Annotated in this window: 16 protein-coding genes; 5 read left to right on the forward strand and 11 right to left on the reverse strand. The window is 63.9% G+C overall.

The window, feature by feature from the left end; translation table 11 throughout:
• Positions 1-396: 396 nt before the first annotated feature.
• From AB4037_RS10405 to ppaT, 6 genes are read right to left on the reverse strand one after another with little or no spacing between them, the layout of a single operon-like run.
• On the reverse strand, positions 397-1,170 hold the full coding sequence (locus tag AB4037_RS10405) for an ABC transporter ATP-binding protein (RefSeq protein ID WP_441771467.1): 774 nt from the start codon (positions 1,168-1,170) through the stop codon (positions 397-399).
• A complete protein-coding gene (locus tag AB4037_RS10410) occupies positions 1,163-2,068 on the reverse strand; it encodes an ABC transporter ATP-binding protein (RefSeq protein WP_441771468.1) in 906 nt (301 codons plus the stop codon). Before AB4037_RS10410 ends, AB4037_RS10405 begins: the two co-directional genes overlap by 8 nt.
• On the reverse strand, positions 2,065-2,895 hold the full coding sequence (locus tag AB4037_RS10415) for an ABC transporter permease (RefSeq protein WP_441771469.1): 831 nt from the start codon (positions 2,893-2,895) through the stop codon (positions 2,065-2,067). The genes AB4037_RS10410 and AB4037_RS10415 overlap by 4 nt, the downstream gene beginning before the upstream one ends.
• A complete protein-coding gene (locus AB4037_RS10420; RefSeq protein ID WP_434959770.1) occupies positions 2,892-3,872 on the reverse strand; it encodes an ABC transporter permease in 981 nt (326 codons plus the stop codon). Before AB4037_RS10420 ends, AB4037_RS10415 begins: the two co-directional genes overlap by 4 nt.
• Positions 3,873-3,882: 10 nt before the next feature.
• A complete protein-coding gene (locus AB4037_RS10425; protein ID WP_441771470.1) occupies positions 3,883-5,496 on the reverse strand; it encodes an ABC transporter substrate-binding protein in 1,614 nt (537 codons plus the stop codon).
• Positions 5,480-6,703 carry a pyridoxamine--pyruvate transaminase gene (gene ppaT, locus AB4037_RS10430; RefSeq protein WP_441771471.1) on the reverse strand — a complete coding sequence of 408 codons (1,224 nt, stop codon included), beginning with the start codon at positions 6,701-6,703 and terminating at the stop codon, positions 5,480-5,482. The genes AB4037_RS10425 and ppaT overlap by 17 nt, the downstream gene beginning before the upstream one ends.
• Before the next feature lie 297 nt (positions 6,704-7,000).
• On the opposite strand from ppaT, the gene AB4037_RS10435 reads away from it, so the two are divergent.
• Entirely contained in the window at positions 7,001-8,056 is a 1,056-nt protein-coding gene (locus tag AB4037_RS10435; protein ID WP_441771472.1) for a lysylphosphatidylglycerol synthase domain-containing protein, read from the forward strand.
• A gap of 44 nt (positions 8,057-8,100) precedes the next feature.
• Here AB4037_RS10435 and AB4037_RS10440 read toward each other — a convergent pair whose 3' ends face one another.
• Positions 8,101-9,111 carry a bestrophin family protein gene (locus AB4037_RS10440; RefSeq protein ID WP_441771473.1) on the reverse strand — a complete coding sequence of 337 codons (1,011 nt, stop codon included), beginning with the start codon at positions 9,109-9,111 and terminating at the stop codon, positions 8,101-8,103.
• A 109-nt stretch (positions 9,112-9,220) separates the two neighbouring features.
• Here AB4037_RS10440 and AB4037_RS10445 point away from each other — a divergent pair, with 109 nt between their 5' ends.
• The 3 genes from AB4037_RS10445 to AB4037_RS10455 all read left to right on the forward strand — a co-directional run bounded on the left by AB4037_RS10445 (position 9,221) and on the right by AB4037_RS10455 (position 11,524).
• Positions 9,221-9,619, forward strand: a complete 399-nt coding sequence (locus AB4037_RS10445) for a VOC family protein (protein WP_441771474.1) — start codon at positions 9,221-9,223, stop codon at positions 9,617-9,619.
• Positions 9,620-9,805: 186 nt separating this feature from the next.
• Entirely contained in the window at positions 9,806-10,321 is a 516-nt protein-coding gene (locus AB4037_RS10450; RefSeq protein ID WP_441771475.1) for a hypothetical protein, read from the forward strand.
• 57 nt (positions 10,322-10,378) lie between these two features.
• The gene (locus tag AB4037_RS10455; protein WP_441771476.1) at positions 10,379-11,524 is read left to right on the forward strand and encodes a PQQ-dependent sugar dehydrogenase; all 1,146 of its coding nucleotides are present in this window, start codon (positions 10,379-10,381) and stop codon (positions 11,522-11,524) included.
• A gap of 7 nt (positions 11,525-11,531) precedes the next feature.
• Here the strand turns inward: AB4037_RS10455 and AB4037_RS10460 are convergent, their stop codons facing one another.
• Both AB4037_RS10460 and AB4037_RS10465 read right to left on the reverse strand, forming a co-directional pair.
• Positions 11,532-12,155: a GNAT family N-acetyltransferase gene (locus tag AB4037_RS10460; RefSeq protein ID WP_434959778.1), complete on the reverse strand. Its 624-nt coding sequence runs from the start codon at positions 12,153-12,155 to the stop codon at positions 11,532-11,534.
• A 132-nt stretch (positions 12,156-12,287) separates the two neighbouring features.
• Positions 12,288-14,006: a caspase family protein gene (locus tag AB4037_RS10465; RefSeq protein WP_441771477.1), complete on the reverse strand. Its 1,719-nt coding sequence runs from the start codon at positions 14,004-14,006 to the stop codon at positions 12,288-12,290.
• A gap of 371 nt (positions 14,007-14,377) precedes the next feature.
• Here AB4037_RS10465 and AB4037_RS10470 point away from each other — a divergent pair, with 371 nt between their 5' ends.
• The gene (locus AB4037_RS10470) at positions 14,378-15,265 is read left to right on the forward strand and encodes a cupin-like domain-containing protein (protein ID WP_441771478.1); all 888 of its coding nucleotides are present in this window, start codon (positions 14,378-14,380) and stop codon (positions 15,263-15,265) included.
• A gap of 62 nt (positions 15,266-15,327) precedes the next feature.
• On the opposite strand, the gene AB4037_RS10475 is transcribed toward AB4037_RS10470, so the two are convergent.
• Together AB4037_RS10475 and AB4037_RS10480 are read right to left on the reverse strand one after the other, a co-directional pair.
• On the reverse strand, positions 15,328-15,912 hold the full coding sequence (locus tag AB4037_RS10475; protein ID WP_434959781.1) for a class I SAM-dependent methyltransferase: 585 nt from the start codon (positions 15,910-15,912) through the stop codon (positions 15,328-15,330).
• 273 nt (positions 15,913-16,185) lie between these two features.
• Positions 16,186-18,231 (reverse strand): DUF4139 domain-containing protein, encoded by a 2,046-nt coding sequence (locus AB4037_RS10480; RefSeq protein WP_441771479.1) that lies wholly within the window; start codon positions 18,229-18,231, stop codon positions 16,186-16,188.
• Between the last annotated feature and the right edge of the window lie 349 nt (positions 18,232-18,580).

Consider the following 18,580-nt stretch of genomic DNA (forward strand, 5'->3'; position numbering starts at 1 on the left):
TTCAGCGAACACTCCGCTACCCCCGCCAATCGGCCGGTTAAGCCAGAGCTCCTTGTCCGTGAAGCGACACGTCAGCGCCGCCGCTCAATCCGCGGCAACGCCGTCCGTCGATGGCCGCTGTATAGAGGCCACAAGACGCCTATGTCAACGCCCCCTTTTGCGGATTTTTGCAAAATCGTCATGTGACCAAATCGGGACAGGACAGGAGCTGACCCGCATCCCTATCGAAACCTCATTGAAACACCTGATTTTCTGCATCTGGAGGCCCAATCAGGAATAATTTACCATATTGCGGCGCATCAAAGATTTCCTGCGCTCTGTGGATAAATTCCAGTCGAAGCCAGCCCGGCGCGCCAAATTCAGATCAGAATCGGCTCAGCTTCGGCAGAAAAATTTTCAGAATCTCATTTTGGGCGCCGCAGCGACCAGCAAACGGGTCATTTCGCTTTGCGGCGCCGCAACAAGCCGGCCGGGCGGGCCGGCCTCGACGATCCGCCCGGCATCCATCACGCAGAGCCGGTCGCACAAGGCCGCCATCACCGCCAGATCATGAGCGATGAACAAAAGCGCCGTGCCGGCACCCTCCCGTATGTCGAGCAACAAATTGAGGATCTGCGCCCTTACAGCCACGTCGAGCGCCGAGACCGGTTCATCCAGAATGATCAGGGCCGGATCCGTCGCCAGGGCCCGGGCGATGGCAACACGTTGGCGCTGGCCGCCGGACAGCTCATGAGGGAAACGGCCAAGCAGCCGTTCCGACAAACCGACCCGGTCCATCAACGCCAGGATACGTCGCCTCTCCTGTTCGCGTGACAGCGCGCGCCAGATCCGCAGGGGATCGCCGATGACGCGCCCGACCCGGGCGCGCGGATTGAAGGCGGCCAGCGGATCCTGGAACACCATCTGCAGCCGCGGCCTGATACGGCGCAGCGCCGTGCCGGCAAGATGCGTGATCTCGTGTCCTTCGAAACGGATGGAACCGGAATCGACCGGATTCAGCCTCAGAATCGCCCGGGCCAGGCTGGTCTTGCCAGCCCCGGAGCCTCCCGCCAGGCCGACGATCTCGCCCGGCGCGATGGCCAGGTCCACGCCATTCAAGATGACGTGCCGGCCGCCCGGTCCGCGGACGCTGCTATGCAGCGCCTCGACTTCAAGCAGGGTATCAGCCATGGCCGGCATCTCCGGTCGCCTGCGGGATCCTCACGGCAAAATTCGAGGGATCGATTTCGGCAAAACGGCGCGAGCGGGAAACTCCGGCTTCCCGATGCCCAAGTTCCTGATACCCAAGTTCCTGATACCCAAGTTCCTGGTACCCAAGTTCCCGGCGGGTCTGCAACAAGGCCTTGAGATAAGGGTGGGCTGGCGCCCGGAACAGCCGTTCCGCCGGACCGGCCTCGACCAGGCGGCCCTGATAGAGCACAGCGACATCATCGGCCAATTGGGAGGCCAAAGCGATGTCATGGGTGACGAAGACCAGGGTGAGCCCGCTTGCCGCCATCAGTGTGCGAAGCAGCTCGACGATGGCGTGCTGGGTGATCGAATCGAGTGCGCTGGTCGGTTCGTCCGCGATCAGCACGATGGGCTCGCTGACCAGCGCTGCGGCGAGGGCGATGCGCTGCTTCTGACCACCGGAAAACTGGTGGGGGTATTTACGGGATGCGGTGTCAGGCTCGGGCAAAGCCACCCGCTCGAGCCAGTCCCTCGCCAACGCCAGCGCGTCCGCGCGGCTTCCTCCCCGGCAGGCTCGGCGCGCCTCGGCAATCTGGTTGCCCACCCGGATCAGCGGATCGAGGCTCCCACCGGGATCCTGGAAGACCATGCCGATATCGCGTCCGGGACGCGGTTCAGACGCAAAGCCCGGCCGGGTCAACCTGCCGGTGCTCACCGCATTGGCCGGCAGAAGTCCCGCGAGGGCGGATGCCAAGGTCGACTTGCCAGATCCGCTTTCCCCCAGCAGGGCCAGATGCCGTCCGGCCTCGATGTCGAGGTCGATGCCCTGCAAGGCCGGCTGCATGCCGGCGCGATCGCGATAGGAGACGCCGAAGCCGCGGAGGGAGAAAAGCTTCATGCCGCCGGCTCCCTCACGCGCAGCGCCTTGGCATAACCCCGCCCCGTAAGATGGATCGCCAGCACCATCACAACGAGAGCGAGGCCCGGCACCAGCGACAGCGATGGTGCGCTGCGCAGCAGGGAACGCCCCTCGGCCACCATGCTGCCCCAGCTCGGCCTGTTGGGGTCGCCGAAACCGAGGAACGCCAGGGCAGCCTCGATCAGCACCGCCGCTGCCGCGATGATCGCCGCGAGCGAGATCACCGGCGGCAGGGCATTGGGCAGGATCTCCCGAAAGCCGATGGCGAGCGGATGCATGCCGGCAACCCGGGCCGAAGCAACGAAATCGCGTTCCCGCAGGGAACGAATTTCCGCCCTTGCGATGCGGGCTGGCTGAGGCCAGGCACCGGCGGCGATGGCCAGCACGATGGCCGGCAGGCTCGGCCCAGTCACGCTGATCAGCGCCATGGCCAGCAGGAAGGCCGGTACCGTCTGGAAGGCATCGCTCAGGCGCATCAATATGTCGTCGGTCCAGCCGCCGAGAAAACCGGCCAGCGTGCCGACGAGACAGCCGAGCAGAAGGGAGGCCAGCGCCGAAGCAAGTGCCACGAGAAGCGTGGTGCGGCTGCCCCAGGCAAGCTCGGCGGCAATATCGCGCCCCAGGCGATCGGCTCCCAGGGGATGGGCTGCATCGGCGAAGGGCGGGAGCAGCGGCGGCGCGGTGATGGCAAGCGGATCGCCCGGAAAGATCACCGGCGCCGTCAGGGCAAGCACACCAAACACGGCGAGTAACAACAGGCCGACACGCCCCTCCCCGCTGCGCAGCATGGCCATCAGCATGGTCATGCGACCTGCTCGCTGGCGCCGATGCGCGGATCGAGCCAGGCCTGCACGAGATCGGCCAGCAGATTCATGACGATGACGACGACGGCGCTGAACAGCACCACGCCGAGCAGCAGCGGGGTATCGCGGCGGGAGACCGCCTCGGCCGCCAGGCGGCCGAAACCGGGGATGGCGAAGACGCTTTCCACCACCACGCTGCCGCCCAGCAGGGAGGCGGACTGCAGGCCGAGCATGGTAACCACCGGCGCCAGAGCATTGCGGGCGACATGGTTCAGCGCCAGCCGCCAGCCGGAAACGCCGCGAGCCCTTGCGGCCCGGATGAAATCGGCATGCCAGACCTCCTCCATGCCATCCCGCAACAGGCGCAGGAACAGGGTCATGTAGAGCAGGCCGAGCGCACTGACGGGTAGCACCAGATGCCAGGCGATGTCCCTGGCCCGTTCCAGGCCCGCCTTGCCGGAAGCCATCGTCTCGAAGCCGCTGGCCGGGAGCCAGCGCAGCATCACGGAAAATACCAGGATCAGCACCAGGCTGAGCCAGAAGCCGGGCATGGCGTAGAGGGCGAGCGAGCTCAGCGACAGAATGCGATCCAGCCAGCCATTCGGGCGTTTACCCGCCAGGAAGCCGAGCACGATGCCGAGCAGGAAAGCCAGCGCCAGCGCCGAGCCCATGGTGATCAGGGTCACCGGCAAGCGTTCGAGCAAAATGCCGAGCACAGGCCTTTGAAAGGCGGTCGACCAGCCGAAATCGCCCTGCGCCAGGGCCGACAGATAGGCCTTGAGCCGAAAGGCCGGCCCCTGGTCCAGCCCCCACTCGCTCCGCAGTTCGGCGATCCTCGCCGCATCGGCACCGCCGATACCGGCGACATAGGCATCGACGGCGTCGCCCGACGCCGATTCGAGCATGAAGAAAGCGCCGATGACAACCAAGAGCAGAACCACGACGGCCCCACCCAGGCGTCGAAGTAAGCGCGAGATCACGGGCGGCTATTCACGGCGCCATCTCCGGCAAGGCGGTATCCGCCCAGGACGACACCGCCCAGCGCGGATTGTTGGAGACGTTCTGCAAATTCTCGCTGGCCACGGTGATGAAGGAGAATTCGGCGACGTTGATGAGCGCGAGATCATCCACCACCAATTTCTGGAACTGCTTATAGAGCTCCGCTCGCTTTTCGGGATCGATCTCGATCGCTGCCGCGGCGATCAGCGCATCGGTCTTGGGATTGGCGTAGCCATACTGGTTCGAGAAGGGCACTCCAGCCGGGATGCCGCTCTGGAACAGGATGGTGGTCGAGATCGCCGGGTCCTGGCGGTAGACCGGCGTTCCGACAGCCAGATCGAAGGCGTGGTCGGTATAGACGGCCTTCAAATGGGCCGGCGAATCGTTGGAGACAATCTCGGCATCGATACCGATCTTAGCCAAGGCCTGTCGCAGATAGGCACCGAACTGCACGGTCTCGTTGAAGAAGGGCGCCGGCAGCAGCTTGAGATGGAAACGGACACCGTCCGCGCCCTTCTTGTAGCCGGCTTCGTCGAGCAGGGTGTCGGCCTTGGCCGGGTCGAATTCATAGCGCTCGACATCGGGGTTGTAGAAGGTCTTGTCGGTCTGCGGCGCGGGACCCGTGGCTGCGGTGGCATAGCCGCGGAAGATCGCCTGCACCACGAAGCCCTTGTCGATCGCATGAGCGATGGCCTGGCGTACGCGCAGATCCGCCAGTTCCTTGCGGGTATGGTTGATCTCGACGATCATCTGATAGGTCAGGGCCTCGTAGCCATTGGCATAGACCTTGAGGCCCGGCACCTTGGAGATGCGGTCGAGATCGGCCAGCGGCACGGCCGAGAAAGCAGCAAGCTGGATCTCGCCGGCTTCGAGCGCCGCGCCGGCCGACTGCCGATCAGACAGCACCTTGAACAGGATCTCGTTGAAGTGCGGCTCGCCCTGGGCCCAGTAGGCCTCGTTGCGCTTGAGCAGATAATATTCGCCCGGCTTGTGCTCGGCGAATTTGAACGGCCCGGTGCCGATGAGCTTCTCATTGGCCGGGTTCTTCATGATGTCGCTACCGGCAAAGACATGCTTGGGCAGTACCGAGGTCAGGGCCGGCAGGCAGTTGCGAATAAGCTGGAAGGGCGTCGGCGCCGAAAAACGCAGGATCGCCGTCAGGGGATCGGGCGTATCGACGCTGTCGAGATCCTTGAACACAACGCGGCCGAGATTCTGCAGCTTCTTCCATACCTCCAGGGCGGAGAAGGCGACATCGGCGGAAGTGAAGGGCTTGCCGTCATGCCATTTGACATCGGGACGCAGCTTGAAGGTGACGGCCTTGCCGTCCGCCGCCCCCTCCCAAGACAAGGCGAGCTTCGGCGCCAGACCGTCCGGACCGTTGAAATCGGCCTCGGCCAAGGGCTCGATCACCTTGCTGGCGACGAAAAATACGCCGTTCGAAGCAACGATGGCAGGATTGAGATTGGTCGGCTCGGAATCGGCGGCAACGGTCAGGCGACCGGCCGGCACCTCGCCGGCTCTCAGGCGATGCGGCAATCCGAGCGCCAGGGCCATCCCGGCACTGGCAAGCAGGAAGGAGCGGCGATTAAGCAGGACCGGCATGTGCAACCTCCCGGGAGGAGCCCTTCGAATCAGCGTGATTGGATGACGCCCGCTCGAGAATGGCAAGCGCGGCATTGACCCCGGTGCCCGCATCGGCCGGCCAGCAGAGATGATTAAGGGCACCACCGAGCGCGGCTATGGCTGTCACGGCCAGCATCGGCTCGGCTGCCGGCCCCATGTGACCAATGCGCAGCACCTTGCCCGCCGTCTCGCCACGGCCGAGCGACAGCATTACGCCGAAGCGCTCCAGCAGCGTATCGCGCAAGCGGATGTCTGCCATGCCCTCCGGCACGTGGAAGACCGTGGCAGAGGGCGCAGCGATCGCTTCGCGCGCCGGCCATAGCTTCAGGCCCAGGGCCTCCAGTCCAGCCCGCGCTGCTGCCGCCGTGCGGGCATGGCGGGCCCAGACCCGTTCGGGTCTTTCCTGGAGATAGAGATCGAGCGCCGCGTCGAGGCCATGAATCTCGGCCAGCGACGGCGTGACCGGGAACGCCCTCCCCACTTCGGCCGCCAGTTCCCAATCGAGCAAGGACAGGAAAGAAGCGCGCGGGGCATCCGGATTGGCCTTGATTTTCTCCCAGGCTCGGTCACTGACGGCGAGCAGACTCAGGCCCGGTGTGGCCCCCAGGCATTTGGCGGCGGAGGTAACGAAAATGTCGATCGCCGCCTCTGCCGGGTGCACGTCCAGGCTGCCGAAAGAGGAAACGGCATCGGCGATGACATAGGCACCGTGCTCGCGGCCAAGGCGCCCGATTTCCGCCAGGGGATTGAGCGTGCCCGAGGGCGTGTCGTGATGGCAGACGGTGATGATCGAAATATCGGGGCGCGCCGCCAGCGCCTCACGCACCCGATCCGGGTCGATCGCCTCGTCGAACGGCACCGCGAGCTCGATCACCTCGCCGGCATAACGACGGGCCCACCCTGCATAGCCCTTGCCATAGACGCCCGAAACGAGGTTGAGCACGACGTCCTTGCGGCCGATCAGCGAGGCGGCGGCAGCCTCGAGCCCCAGCAGTGCGTCCCCCTGCAGGATCAAAGGCAGATTCGAAAGGCGCAAGGCAGCCTGCAGCTTGCCGACCACCGAGCGGTAGAATTGCTGGAAAGCGTGGTGCCCGTCATAGACGGCGGGCCGCGCCATGGCGCTGAGCACAGCCGGATAGGCCGTAACCGGCCCGGTCGTCAGCATGAAAGGCGGTGGTGCAAGCATGGAACAGTCCGAGTGAAAAACGATTTGATCGAATGCTAGCTTCGTGGCGCTTTGCCGACAACGCATGAATTACAGCGAGTTAACGCGCCTCAAAAGGAAATACATGTTAGTTGCGTTAAAAGTAGGACTGTCTCCGGCGTGACTGTTCTGCGTCAGTTATCATCCGGTTGTCTTGTCTTCGACACGATCCCGTTGTTTATGGCACCAGCAGAGTTATGCGAAGAGGCCCAACCCAGGGCCGCTTCGCGCAACGACACGCTTCGGCAACCGGTTCGAAACCTTACCCAGACGGATGTGATGAAGAACAAGCTCGAATATGTTTGGCCGGTCATCGGGCTCGCCGCCGTCATTTTCTCGGTCTACCTCCTGTCCAAGGAACTCAAGGGCGTCGAAGTCGGCCAGGTCTGGCAGGCCGTGGTCGATCGTGGGCCGTGGATGATCCTGCTGGCTTTCGTCTCGACCACTTTGGCCTACGCCGCCCTGGCTTGGTACGACCGCATCGCCCTGATGCATGTCGGCAAGAAACTGTCCTGGCCGGTGGTCTCGATCGTCTCCTTCGTCGCCTATGCACTGGGGCACAATATCGGTGTGTCCGTTCTCTCTTCCGGCCTGGTGCGCTACCGAGCCTATTCCAAGATGGGGTTGAACGCGGCCGAGGTCGCCGTCGTCACGGCGTTCTGCGCCTTCACCTTCGCGTATGGCGCCGTGTTCCTCGGCGGCATCGTGCTGGTGGGCGAGCCCGAGCTGCTCTCGCGCCTGTTCCACTTCCCCACCAGCGCCGCCTTCATGCTGGGTCTGGCCATGCTCGGCTTCGTGCTGCTCTATCAGGCCGGCTCGATCCTGCATCTCAAGCCCCTGCGCATCCGCTCGCTGCAGATCGCCTATCCCAAGCCCACCATCGCCTTCCGGCAGCTCTTCGCCGCGCCGATCGAAATCATCGGCGCCGCCGGCATCATCTATTTCGCCCTGCCCGACTCGCTCAATCCCGGCTTCTTCATGGTGCTGGGCATGTTCCTGGCCTCGTTCTGCGCCGGGCTGATCTCGAACGCCCCGGGCGGTGTCGGCGTGTTCGAGGCCGTCTTCCTGCTGATCATGCTGCCGGCTGGCGCCAATCCGAGCGATCCGGCAGTGATCCAGTCCAAGGCCGAGATCATTGCGGCTCTGCTGATGTTCCGCCTGCTCTATCTGCTCATCCCGCTGGCAATCTCCTGCGTCATCGTGCTTTACACCGAGCGCCAGTCCCTTGGGGGTCTTCTCGGCTCGGTCGTCGGCGGCAAGGCGGTAGAGAGCAAGGAAGCTCCGCCGGCAATCAAGCTCGAAACCGTACACCAGGATCCGCCCCAGCATTCGTGAGCCTTGCGCGGCAAGCTGCGGATCGCAGCTTGCCGGACAGCCTTTCAGCTCAACACGAAATCGACGGGCTTGGGTGCCTCGGGCAGATCGGTCTCGCCGAGATCTTCCAGAATGTTGATTTCGATGGTCCGGCAGATCGCCATCACCGGCAGGCTGTTCGGCGTGGAGCCGAAAGGTGCCACTAGTTCGTCACCGAGCACGTCGAGACCGAAGAAGGTGTAGGACACGATGGCCGCGATCACCGGCGTCCACAACCCCATGCTGTCAGCCAGCCCGAAGGGCAGCAGGAAACAGAACAGATAGGCAGTGCGGTGCAGCAGCAGGGAATAGGCAAAGGGCAGCGGCGTCTGCTTGATGCGCTCGGCTGCGGTGAGATCGGCCGAGAGCGCCGAGATTCGTTCCTCGAGGATTTGCCCCATCTGCGCCGAGATCCGTGCCTTGTCGAGGACTTCACCAACCAGGCGGCTCATCTGTAGCAATAGGCGATTCGGCCCATGCCGGCTCGCGGTGATGGCTGCGCGATCGGCCGGAGCGAGATGGCGCAGCGCCGCCTCGTCCGGCGCCTCGTCCCGCAAATGGCAGCGCACCAGATCGCAAAAGGCGATGGCGAGAAGCGCCAGCCGCCGCGCCGCCGCCGGCTCGGCGGCAAGATAGGCAAGGGCCTGGCGCGAAAGGCCCCTGGCATCGATCACCAGCGCCCCCAGGATCTTGCGCGCCTCCCACCAGCGGTCGTAGCTCGCAGTGTTGCGAAATGCCGAGAAGATCGAGAGCGCCACGCCGATCAGGGAGAAGGGCAAGGCGGCGATCGGCGGCACATGGATGAAGCCGCGGGTTTCCAGCAGCGTCACCGCGACCGAAATCAGCACCACCACCAGCATTTGCGGCCAAATCTGCGGCACAATGGAGCCGCGCATGATGAAAAAGAGTTCCCATGCCTGCGGGTTTTTGCGAACGATCATAAAGGGGCGATCCGATGAGGGCCTGCGGCCGCATGTGGCACGCAGGACGGGTTGTGCCACAGCGCGAGAGCGACGTGAATTTTCTCGCCGCCGCATCGGGATGCCGTATTGTCGCGCCCGTCCGGCCCAGCAAGATTCCAAACATGTGCAGAATTGCAGTACCGGCTGCCTGATCTTGGCCGGCGTTTCAAAACAGGGAGAGACGATGCCGCAGCATCTGGGTGCAATCACACTGGTCGTCCGCGACTATGACGAGGCCAGGGATTGGTATGTCGGCAAGCTTGGCTTCGACGTGGTCGAGGACAGCGATCTCGGCGACGGCAAGCGCTGGCTGCTTGTTGCCCCGCCGGGCGCCGGCCAAACCCGCCTGCTGCTCGCCAAGGCCGCCTCTCCCATGCAGACGGAGGCTATCGGCAATCAGACGGGCGGCCGCGTCTTCCTGTTTCTCAACACCGACGATTTCTGGCGCGATCATCGCCTCTATCTTGCGCGTGGCGTGCGATTTCACGAGGAGCCACGGGTGGAGGCCTATGGCACCGTTGCTGTTTTCGAGGACCTGTACGGCAATCTCTGGGACCTGCTGCAACTGGCGGCCCCGGCGTGAGATGCCGCGGCTGACATCCGCGACGGCGATCTTTTCATCCTTTAGGCGTCTTGGTGTCTGATCGCACACCGCCCTCTCTCCGCCTCGCGCGGAGAGCAAATGCGGTTGACGATGACCGCGAGATCATTTAAGTTAGCGTTCGTTCACTAACTTAAATGATCTCGAGCAAGCCAGCGGGACAGGACCATGACCTCTCCTACGCCGTCACAGACCAAGGCTTTCTCCACCGGATTGCTGGCCTATGGGCTCGCGAGCATCGTGCTCGCCTTGTTCTACTGGGGCGTCTATCTCTACATCGACAGCCTGCCCTGCCGCGAACTCCTGTGCAATTTCGAATGGATTCTGCTCTTCTTCGGCCCGATCGTGGCGGTGTTTCTGGTGGCACCGCTCACCAATTTCGGGCTCCTCCTGTGGGAGCGTCGGCGCTCGTCGAGCGTCTGGCCGTTGCTGCGCCTCGCCTTCAGCGCGATCGGCGCCGGCTTCTCGGCCCTGGTCGCGGCGACCTTCACCATTCAATTGGCGCGGCGCGGCATGGCCATGATCGATCTGTCGCCCCAGAGCCTGATCTTTGCCGTGATCTTCCTGACCGCGACCTGGCTCAACCTGCGCTGCGCCGAGGCCATCCTGCGCAAGGGTGGCATCTGTCCGTGGCGCCGTCGAGGGACGACCTCGTCCGGTCATTGGAACGACGCAATCGGCTGAGATTGATGAATCCGGGTTCGCGCCGGCAGGATGCGTGAGCCTGAGGGGGAATCATCGATGCGCAATGCCGTCCGAATCACTCTGGCCGCCACAATCATCGGAAGCGCAGCCGCCCTTCCGAGCCTGGCCCGCGCCGAAGTGAACGCAGCGACCAGCCCCGCCTCGGCAAGCCGCCCTTTCAAGGCCACGACCATCGCACGTTTCGATACGCCCTGGGCTATCGCTTTCCTGCCCGACGGGCGCATGCTGGTCACGGAAAAGGGCGGGCGGCTATTCCTGGTGACGCCGGCGGGCGCCAAGACCGAGGTCGCCGGCGTTCCACGTGCGCAGGTCGGAGGCCAGAACGGCCTGCTCGACATTGCCGCTTCGCCCGGCTTTGCGCGAGATGGCCTGGTCTATCTCAGTTATGTCGAGCCGAGCTCGGGCGGCGGCACTCTCGCTTTGGCGCGGGCCAAGCTGACCGAAGCAGACGGAAAGGCGCGCCTGAGCGATCTTGACGTGATCTGGCGTGCTTCGCCGAAGGGCGGCGGCGGCCAGCCCGGCGGCATCATCGCCTTCGACCCCGACGGGCGCCACCTCTTCCTCAGTTCCGGCGACCGCATGGAGCCGGAAACGGCTCAGAACGCCGACAGCAATCTCGGCAAGATCCTCCGGCTCAATCTCGACGGTTCCGCGCCCGCCGACAATCCGATGGCGGCCCAGGGCGGCGTCAGGGCGCAGATCTGGAGCCTCGGCCATCGCAATCCCTATGGCCTGGCCTTCGCCCCCGATGGCAGCCTGTGGGAAAACGAGATGGGGCCGCGCGGCGGCGACGAGCTCAATCTGATCCGCCGGGGGTTGAATTATGGCTGGCCCGTCGTCTCCAACGGCGACAATTACAGCGGCGTTCCCATCCCCCGCCACCGGACCAGGCCGGAATTCGAAGCCCCTGTCGTCTACTGGACCCCGATCATCGCCCCCGCGGGCCTGGCCTTCTATTCGGGCAAGCTGTTTCCGCAATGGCGGGGTTCGGCCTTCATCGGCGCGCTCGGGGGCGAAGCGCTGGTGCGCATCGCCTTCGATGGCAAGAACGGCGCGCGCCAAGCCGATCGCTGGGACATGGGCGCCCGCATCCGCGACGTCGCCGTCGATCGCGATGGCGCGCTCTGGCTGATCGAGGACGATTCGGACGGACGTCTGCTGCGCCTGACGCCGGCAAAATAACGAATGATCAGCCGGTGAAGTCTGCCAGCGGCACATGCGCCGCCGCCTCGCGCGGCAGGCATCCGCTCAGGCGCGGATCGGCGCAGACCTCCACCTCGAAGGCGAAGGGCACGAAGCCCGAACGGCGGTAGAAGCCAAGCGCTCCAGGATGATCGAAAGTGCAGGTATGGACCCACAGCCGCTCGATCGGCCTCGCCCAGGCCTTGGCCAGGGCCTGGTCCATCAGGAAACGGCCGGCCCCCTGCCCGATGGCTTGCTGCACTAGGCCGAAAAAGGCCAGTTCGCACTGTCCCTGTTGACGGAAATCCAATTCGAGCAAGCCAAGTTGCTGCTTGCGCCCGCCGAGCACGTAGACTTCGACATCGGGGTGCTCCAGAATCGCCCTGAGTTCGGCGTCCGGCATGGCCAGGCGCGAAAACCACAGCCAATCCTCGCCGACGGCCCGATAGAGGGCACGGTAGTCGGCCAGTTCAGGCTTCTCGATCCGCTCCAGGGTCAGCGGCCGTTCGAGCGGCTTGGCCGGCTTCGGCCTGGGCCTTTGCCGCATCTCGAGACAGGTGACCACATTGGCAAGCATGCCGGGCGGCACGCTGGAATAGCCGGCGGGAAGAACGGGAGTGGAGGAGGTCATGGAACCGAACAATGCTGACGTGTTTTGTGATCTCAATGAATCACTTCAAATCACAAAGATACGTCGAAGCAAAGAGCTGGAATAAGGAGGCCATTCCACCAAGTTGCGTTTTGCTCTCCGAATCTTCCGGCTTCAATCCTTCTCCACCGTGTTGACCTCGGACTGCGAGCCGTCACGCCAGGTGACCTGCACGCTGATCGACTTGGTATTGCCGGGCACCTTCAGATAGGTCTTGGCATTGTTGGGGATCGAATAGGGATCCTTCATATTGCAAACTGGCAGGTCGAAGCGGGTCAGGGGCGGCGCGCCATTGAGGCCATAGCGCACCTCGGTGACGGCGCAGCGATAGCTTACCATCGTGGTGAAATAGACCAGCACGCCGTTGAAGTCGCGAAACTCCACCCAGCTGCCCTGGATCGAGGTGAGATTGCGGCGCTGGTCTTCGTAGAGCGCGATATCCGGGTCGAATCGAATCGAGAAGGGACCGACATCGGCTCCGTCGATGCTGCGATAGCGCACCTGGACGATACCAGCCTGGGCGCGTGGCGACATCGAGAAGGATGGATTGGGCATGCGGCCACCCGTGCGCTGGTCGAGAACGTCGAGCAGGCCGGTCTCCTTGAATTCGCCGGCCTCGCCGATGCGGTACGACAGGGCTGTCGCCGGCTCGGGCAGGGACAATGTCACAGTCCAGCCGGCATTGGAGCGCGAGAAGCTGGCGATGGGTGCGCGGCCGATGGGCTGCATCAGTTGGCTTGGCTTGATATCCGGACTGACCAAGGCCAGTTGCTGGCCTGTCGCTGCGCCGCCTTGCTGGACGTTCAGGGCCTTGGCCGGATCGGTCGTGGGCGGATTGGCCGGGTGCTGCAGGGCGATCTTGGCGTCCTTGCCGCCGATGGTGACGCCCGGGCCGAGCTTCACACCGGGCCCGATGGAGACTCCCTTGCCGGCCTCGGTCCGTCCGACCGTGTTGATCTCGGTGGGAATATTCGGGCCCGCCCGTCCTGCCTGGCTGGCCATCGCGACCTGCTGGCCGGGCTCTGTTGCGGTACCGGCCGCATCCGATAGCACGACGTCGCCGATGACCTGGTCGTAATAGGCAGGCGTCTGGTCATGGCCGACACTGGCCGCCAGAGCGCGCACATCGACCTGTGTTTTCTTGGCAATCTCGACCAGGGTCTGGCCGGGCTTCGACAATTCGCCGAGGAAACTGCGAGTGAACACGGAATTGGGGTTGCCATCCTGGTCCGACAGCCGATCGAGCGCCTCCTGCTTGGCTCCCGCCGACATCAAGACAAAGACGCCCTCCGGCGCGTCGACACGGGCAAGGCCACGGGTCGCCGATGCCGAACGCGAGCGGTCATTGGCGAAGGGATTGTTGCGGCAGGCATCCAGCACCAGCACGGCAACGCCGGCTCCCCTGTCCCGGATCCCGTCGACCACGCGCTCCACCGAAAAGGAAGCGTCGCGGATGAGGTCCTGCTGGTTGGCCTGGACGGAAGGCACGTCGGTGGGCAGCAGATAATTGGTACCGCCGATCTCGAAGCCATGGCCGGCATAGTAGAACAGCGCCCGGTCGCCGGGCTGGATATCGGCGTTGAAGGCGACGAGAGCCCGGCTCATGCCGCGCTGATCGGCATTTTCGACCCGCCTCACCACATAGCCGAGCTTTTCGAGCTGGTCCGCGATGGCGCGGGCGTCCGAGACCGCCTTCTGGAGAGACGTGACATTGGCGTAGGAATTATTGCCGATGACCAGCGCGAGATTACGCGCCATGGCAGCCTCGGCTGCGCACAAGCCGAGCGCGAGCGATAGAACCAGACCAGTGAAGAAGCGTGCCGAGCGCCGCATGATACCCTCGAAACCGGCAGGATCAGTCAGGCGTCGCCGGCCGCGCCTTTATAATTCGCTTGGCGGTAGAAGGCACGATGTTTGCAAGCCGAACCGTGCCTTTGCGCACTTCAACCGCCGTCCGCACTGCGACTGCAGGGGATGCAGGCGCTCGTCCTAGGCGCTCATCTTGCCATTCGCACCGCGTCGACTTCCCTTAAGTCATACGGCTTCTGATCGAGCGAGAGAACAACTCCCCCTACTAAAGATTGATTTGAACGCCTCCGAAAGACTCCTTCGCCCTCCTCGCCCGCAAAGTAAAATTCTGCGATAAATCAATAAATCATAACCCAACTACTGAAACACTCCGCCCAATTCAGAGGAAGCAAGGCATGCTGACGAAGCCATCTATTGTTCAGCATTCAGGTCAGTGGTCGACCGTGGAGCCGTTCGAGGAATGCCGGCGCCTGCTTCACAAAGCCGCCTTCTCGATGCAGCATCCTCTGGCCAGCCATCCACTGTTTTCGATCGACGCCTTGGCGAGTGTGGCGGAGGAAGCCGCCGAGCGCCCGGGCGACCTCTACTGGGATGCGGGCGACCTTTCGATCACCGACAAATGGGGCTCGGTCCCCAAGCCGGACATGACGGTGCACCAGGTCATCGACCGGATCGAGACGGCCGGCGCCTGGATGGTGCTGAAGCATATCGAAATCGATCCCCGCTATAAGAAGCTGCTGGACGAGTTCGACGACTTCATCCGCCAGATTGCCGGCCCCGAAGGTTCCAAGCTGCTCAGCAACACCGAAATGCTGATATTCATCACCTCACCGCGGCGCAAGACCCCTTATCACTTCGATGCCGAGGTCAACGTCCTCACCCAGATTCATGGCACCAAGGACATCTGGGTCTGCGATCCGATGGATCGGAGCATCACCACCGAGGATGAACTCGAGCGTTATTACGCGGTGACGACCACGGCGGGCACCTTCAAGTCGGAAGCCGAGCGGAAGGCCCGCAAGATCACCCTTCAGCCCGGCGACGCTGTGCATATTCCCACGCATGGCGCGCATTGGCTGCAGAACCATGACAATATTTCGGTCAGCCTGTCGCTCAATCTCGAATTTCCGAATTGGAAGTACAAGGACGTCTACCGGGCCAATTATTATTTGCGCCGCATGGGCCTGAAGCCCCGTTCGCCCGGCCACTCGGCGATCGTCGACCGCTCGAAGGCCGCCACTATCGGCTGCGTCCGCCAGGTCAAGAAGCTGGTTGGTCGCTGAGGCAAGGCTCTCGTCCCACCTTGTCCCGCAGGGCCTCGCCCTGACGACGCCCGGCCGCGAGATCAGCGGAGCAAAGAGGCCCCCCGCCGGCCGATCCGATATACCGTTGCCGGCGGTATGTTGGCGAAGGCCCGGCCGATCCGAATCGCGCGCAAGCCGAGGCTTTCGAGCATCGGCCCCGACACGGGGCACCGGGCGCCATAGGTGAATTGATAGAACACTCCACCGGGACGCAGCGTCTCGAAGGCGCCAGCCAGTATGGCCTGAACCTTGTCCTTGGGCAGATTGAGGAGTGGCAGCCCGCTAACCACTGCGCCGACCATCGGCCCGCTGAAGAGGCCGAGCGTACCGAGGCTGGCGGCATCCTCTCGCAGCACGCGCGCCAGGGGAAAGCGCGAACGCAGCAGTTCGACGAAATCGGTGCCAAGCTCCAGCAGCGTGAGATCGTCCTCCTTGACGCCCCGGGCCAGCAGCGCCCGGGTGAAGACGCCTGTCCCCGGTCCCAGTTCGACGACGGGTCCCGAGGAGGGCGTGATCTCGCGGGTGATCAGTTCGGCAAGGGCGGGCCCCGAAGGCGCGACGGCACCCACACTGAGGGGATCTGAACTCAAGGCCCGCAAGAAGGGCAACACGTCGCGTAGGGTCATGCCATCGTCCGCACATGATCGAGACCACATGGAAGACCGCGGCTGAAGCACGCTCCACGCATCCACCGGAACGGATACAGCCTCGATCGCGCATGCACCGCCGGGCCTGTCGCAAAGTCGGGACGCGAAACGCGACTCAACCTTCGCCGGCAGGCACGACCATTTTGCCCGGCTGCATTGAGCCAGCATTGCAACCGTTCGACGGCTGCCAAAAAAAGGGAGTTTATCCGCAGATCGAGGCCGAGCCTGTCGGGCCGGCCTTGGCCCCCGCCGCTACAGGGCCCTCACGCGATCGCCCAGGACCTTGCGGGCCACTTCATATTTGGCCCGCGCCTCCTTGATCGCCACATCGAGCTTGTCGAGGGCCTTTTCCTGTTCCAGCATCTTCTGCGAATAGAGCCGGGCGAGGTCGGACCCCTGCGGCGCCGATTTCAGGTTTTCGCGGATGCGTTCCTGATCCTGGGTAATGCCGTCGCGCTGTTCTTCGAGGCGGGCGGTGGCGGCCTGCGCCTCGTCGCTCACCTTGGCAGCCTCGGCAACCGTGGCAAGCCGGGCCTTGGTCTCGGCGTCGAGATCGGGCGCGGCCATCAGGGCCTGGACGCGCTCGCCCGTGACATCGGCAATCGCCATCGCCTCGACCACCGGCCGCTCAAGCGTGACCTTGTATTGCTTGGACTTGCCCGCCTCGACATCGAAGCGGATACGATAGGCCTGCCCGGCGATGGTCGCCTCCTCGGCCTTGGGCTCCACCAGAGTCCAATCGGCGACCCGCGGCTGCTCCACCACCATATGGCGCAGTTCACCGGCGCCATTCTTGACGCGATAGGTCGTGGTCTGGCGCAGGCGGCTCTCGACACTGAGCGTGCCGTCGACCACCTTGATCTTGGTGACCGCCTTGGCCGAACTCGACTCCGAGTCAACAAGCACCTTCTGGTCGGCGCCAAAGCCGATCAGACGGAAATCGCCGGTGGGCAGCAGCGGGAATTGCGCCTCGCCCGAAAACAGCGGCCCCGCATCGGCAGCTTCGTAAATGGTGGCGGACCCCGCCGGCAGCGAGGTGGTGGCGTCATTCTTCAAGGTCAGCGCCTGCCAGGGATTGCGGCTGCCGCCCTGATACCAGGCCACGGCCTGCGAAGGCATTTTGAGATCGACGAAGGGAATGGTGAGGCTTTCGCCCGAGCCAACGCTGACCAGCTTCGACAGGGTGAAGCTGGCACCGGCTGTGTTCTCCTCGGCGGCGCTCCCGGCTTCCTGCGGCTCGGCCATCCTGAATTCCTGCGCGCCGCCTCCCTGGCCGAGAAAAGCCTGGTTCTTGCGGAGCCGCGCGGACGGTGCGATCGGGGCGGGTGCAGCAGCAGGGGCCGGTGCCAAATCATACATGGGCTGGTCGATGCCTGCGCTGCCCGATGCCTTTAGTTCCAGGGCCTGCTGCCCGGCATCGGTGCGCGGCAATGCCGTCCGGCTGACCGGCGGCGCGATGGTCTGGCGCGTGACGTAATAGGGATCGTAGAGCGCCTGGCGGAAGGTAACCGGCGAGGCCGAGGACAAGGTCACCTCGACATCCTTCCAGGGATTGCCCGTCATGTTCTCCAGCACGACCCAGCCTTGCAGGCGCGCCTTGTCCTCGCTGGCCTTGGGCAGCGTCAGGCGATAGGCCGCCTTCCATACCGGGGCTTCCGCGACATAGCCGATGCGCACGGTGCGCTTGCCGCCCTCGGCGAGCTGGATGGAAATGTCGCGGCCGGAACGGTCCTGCGCCGTGCGCAGGGCCTTCAACGCCGTCTCGACCTGTTCGCCCAACCGCGCATCCTTGAACTCCAGCCCTTCGGCCTCTTCCAGGATGAACTGCTCGATCGCCACGCCCGAGAACACGGAGACGCGGGTGCGCGTCATGGTAGCGCCGTCCTTGCCGGTCACCGTCTCCGTCTGCACGCTGGCGATGCGCCCTTCGAGCTTGCGTGGGCCGGAAAGCTTGATCTCGGCTCCCTTCAGCGCCCCGATCAAGGCCGGCATGCTGTCGAGGTCGGATTTGGCGAAAGGCAGGGAGGCGAAGGTCTCGTCTGCACCGGCCTTGCCAGGCAGAGTGGCCGAGCCGGTGCCGGCCGGATCGAGAATCAGCACGCTCTTGAGAATGTCGTCGACCTGGTCGAGCCGGGCGCGCAGGGTCAGCGTCTCTTTGCCGGTGACTTCGGCGGCATATTCGAAATAGCCCATGCCCCCCGTGCCGAGCACGGCACGCTTGAGGACGAGTTCGGCGGCTTCGGCAGTACCGGTGAGCATGGTGGTGGCCATCAGGACAAGAAGAAGGGGGGAACGCATGAAAAGCCCTCTAAAGCGTTTTGCAATAGGACTGAACCATCAGGTATCGCAAAGACGCGCTAGCCAATCCATTGATTGGCTTGGAAACAAGGAGTTGAGAGCAAACAAGCGTCCAGCCCTGAACGCGCTTTGCTCTAAGAGATCGGCGACGGGTCTCGGTGCTGTTGTAGCAGCTTTACGGCTTATCCGAGGTGTATCGGGGGTTACAGACGAGTGCAACCGGGGTGGGTCGATCTCCAGATCGACCATCTTGGAAACGCAGCGTGTGAAAGAGGATGAAGGTGGTCGATCTGGAGATCGACCCACCAAGTCCGTTCGCCGTGGTTGACATCTTCCACCTCGCTTCATA

It is taken from the genome of Labrys sp. KB_33_2 (assembly GCF_052114505.1).
Classification (GTDB): domain Bacteria; phylum Pseudomonadota; class Alphaproteobacteria; order Rhizobiales; family Labraceae; genus Labrys.

Excerpts from the sequence above, each read along its gene's own strand:
- AB4037_RS10405 (WP_441771467.1), bottom strand. The coding sequence starts at position 1,170 with ATGGCTGATACCCTGCTTGAAGTCGAGGCGCTGCATAGCAGCGTCCGC.
- AB4037_RS10410 (WP_441771468.1), bottom strand. The coding sequence starts at position 2,068 with ATGAAGCTTTTCTCCCTCCGCGGCTTCGGCGTCTCCTATCGCGATCGC.
- AB4037_RS10415 (WP_441771469.1), bottom strand. The coding sequence starts at position 2,895 with ATGACCATGCTGATGGCCATGCTGCGCAGCGGGGAGGGGCGTGTCGGC.
- AB4037_RS10425 (WP_441771470.1), bottom strand. The coding sequence starts at position 5,496 with ATGCCGGTCCTGCTTAATCGCCGCTCCTTCCTGCTTGCCAGTGCCGGG.
- ppaT (WP_441771471.1), bottom strand. The coding sequence starts at position 6,703 with ATGCTTGCACCACCGCCTTTCATGCTGACGACCGGGCCGGTTACGGCC.
- AB4037_RS10435 (WP_441771472.1), top strand. The coding sequence starts at position 7,001 with ATGAAGAACAAGCTCGAATATGTTTGGCCGGTCATCGGGCTCGCCGCC.
- AB4037_RS10440 (WP_441771473.1), bottom strand. The coding sequence starts at position 9,111 with ATGCGGCGGCGAGAAAATTCACGTCGCTCTCGCGCTGTGGCACAACCC.
- AB4037_RS10445 (WP_441771474.1), top strand. The coding sequence starts at position 9,221 with ATGCCGCAGCATCTGGGTGCAATCACACTGGTCGTCCGCGACTATGAC.
- AB4037_RS10450 (WP_441771475.1), top strand. The coding sequence starts at position 9,806 with ATGACCTCTCCTACGCCGTCACAGACCAAGGCTTTCTCCACCGGATTG.
- AB4037_RS10455 (WP_441771476.1), top strand. The coding sequence starts at position 10,379 with ATGCGCAATGCCGTCCGAATCACTCTGGCCGCCACAATCATCGGAAGC.
- AB4037_RS10460 (WP_434959778.1), bottom strand. The coding sequence starts at position 12,155 with ATGACCTCCTCCACTCCCGTTCTTCCCGCCGGCTATTCCAGCGTGCCG.
- AB4037_RS10465 (WP_441771477.1), bottom strand. The coding sequence starts at position 14,006 with ATGCGGCGCTCGGCACGCTTCTTCACTGGTCTGGTTCTATCGCTCGCG.
- AB4037_RS10470 (WP_441771478.1), top strand. The coding sequence starts at position 14,378 with ATGCTGACGAAGCCATCTATTGTTCAGCATTCAGGTCAGTGGTCGACC.
- AB4037_RS10475 (WP_434959781.1), bottom strand. The coding sequence starts at position 15,912 with ATGACCCTACGCGACGTGTTGCCCTTCTTGCGGGCCTTGAGTTCAGAT.
- AB4037_RS10480 (WP_441771479.1), bottom strand. The coding sequence starts at position 18,231 with ATGCGTTCCCCCCTTCTTCTTGTCCTGATGGCCACCACCATGCTCACC.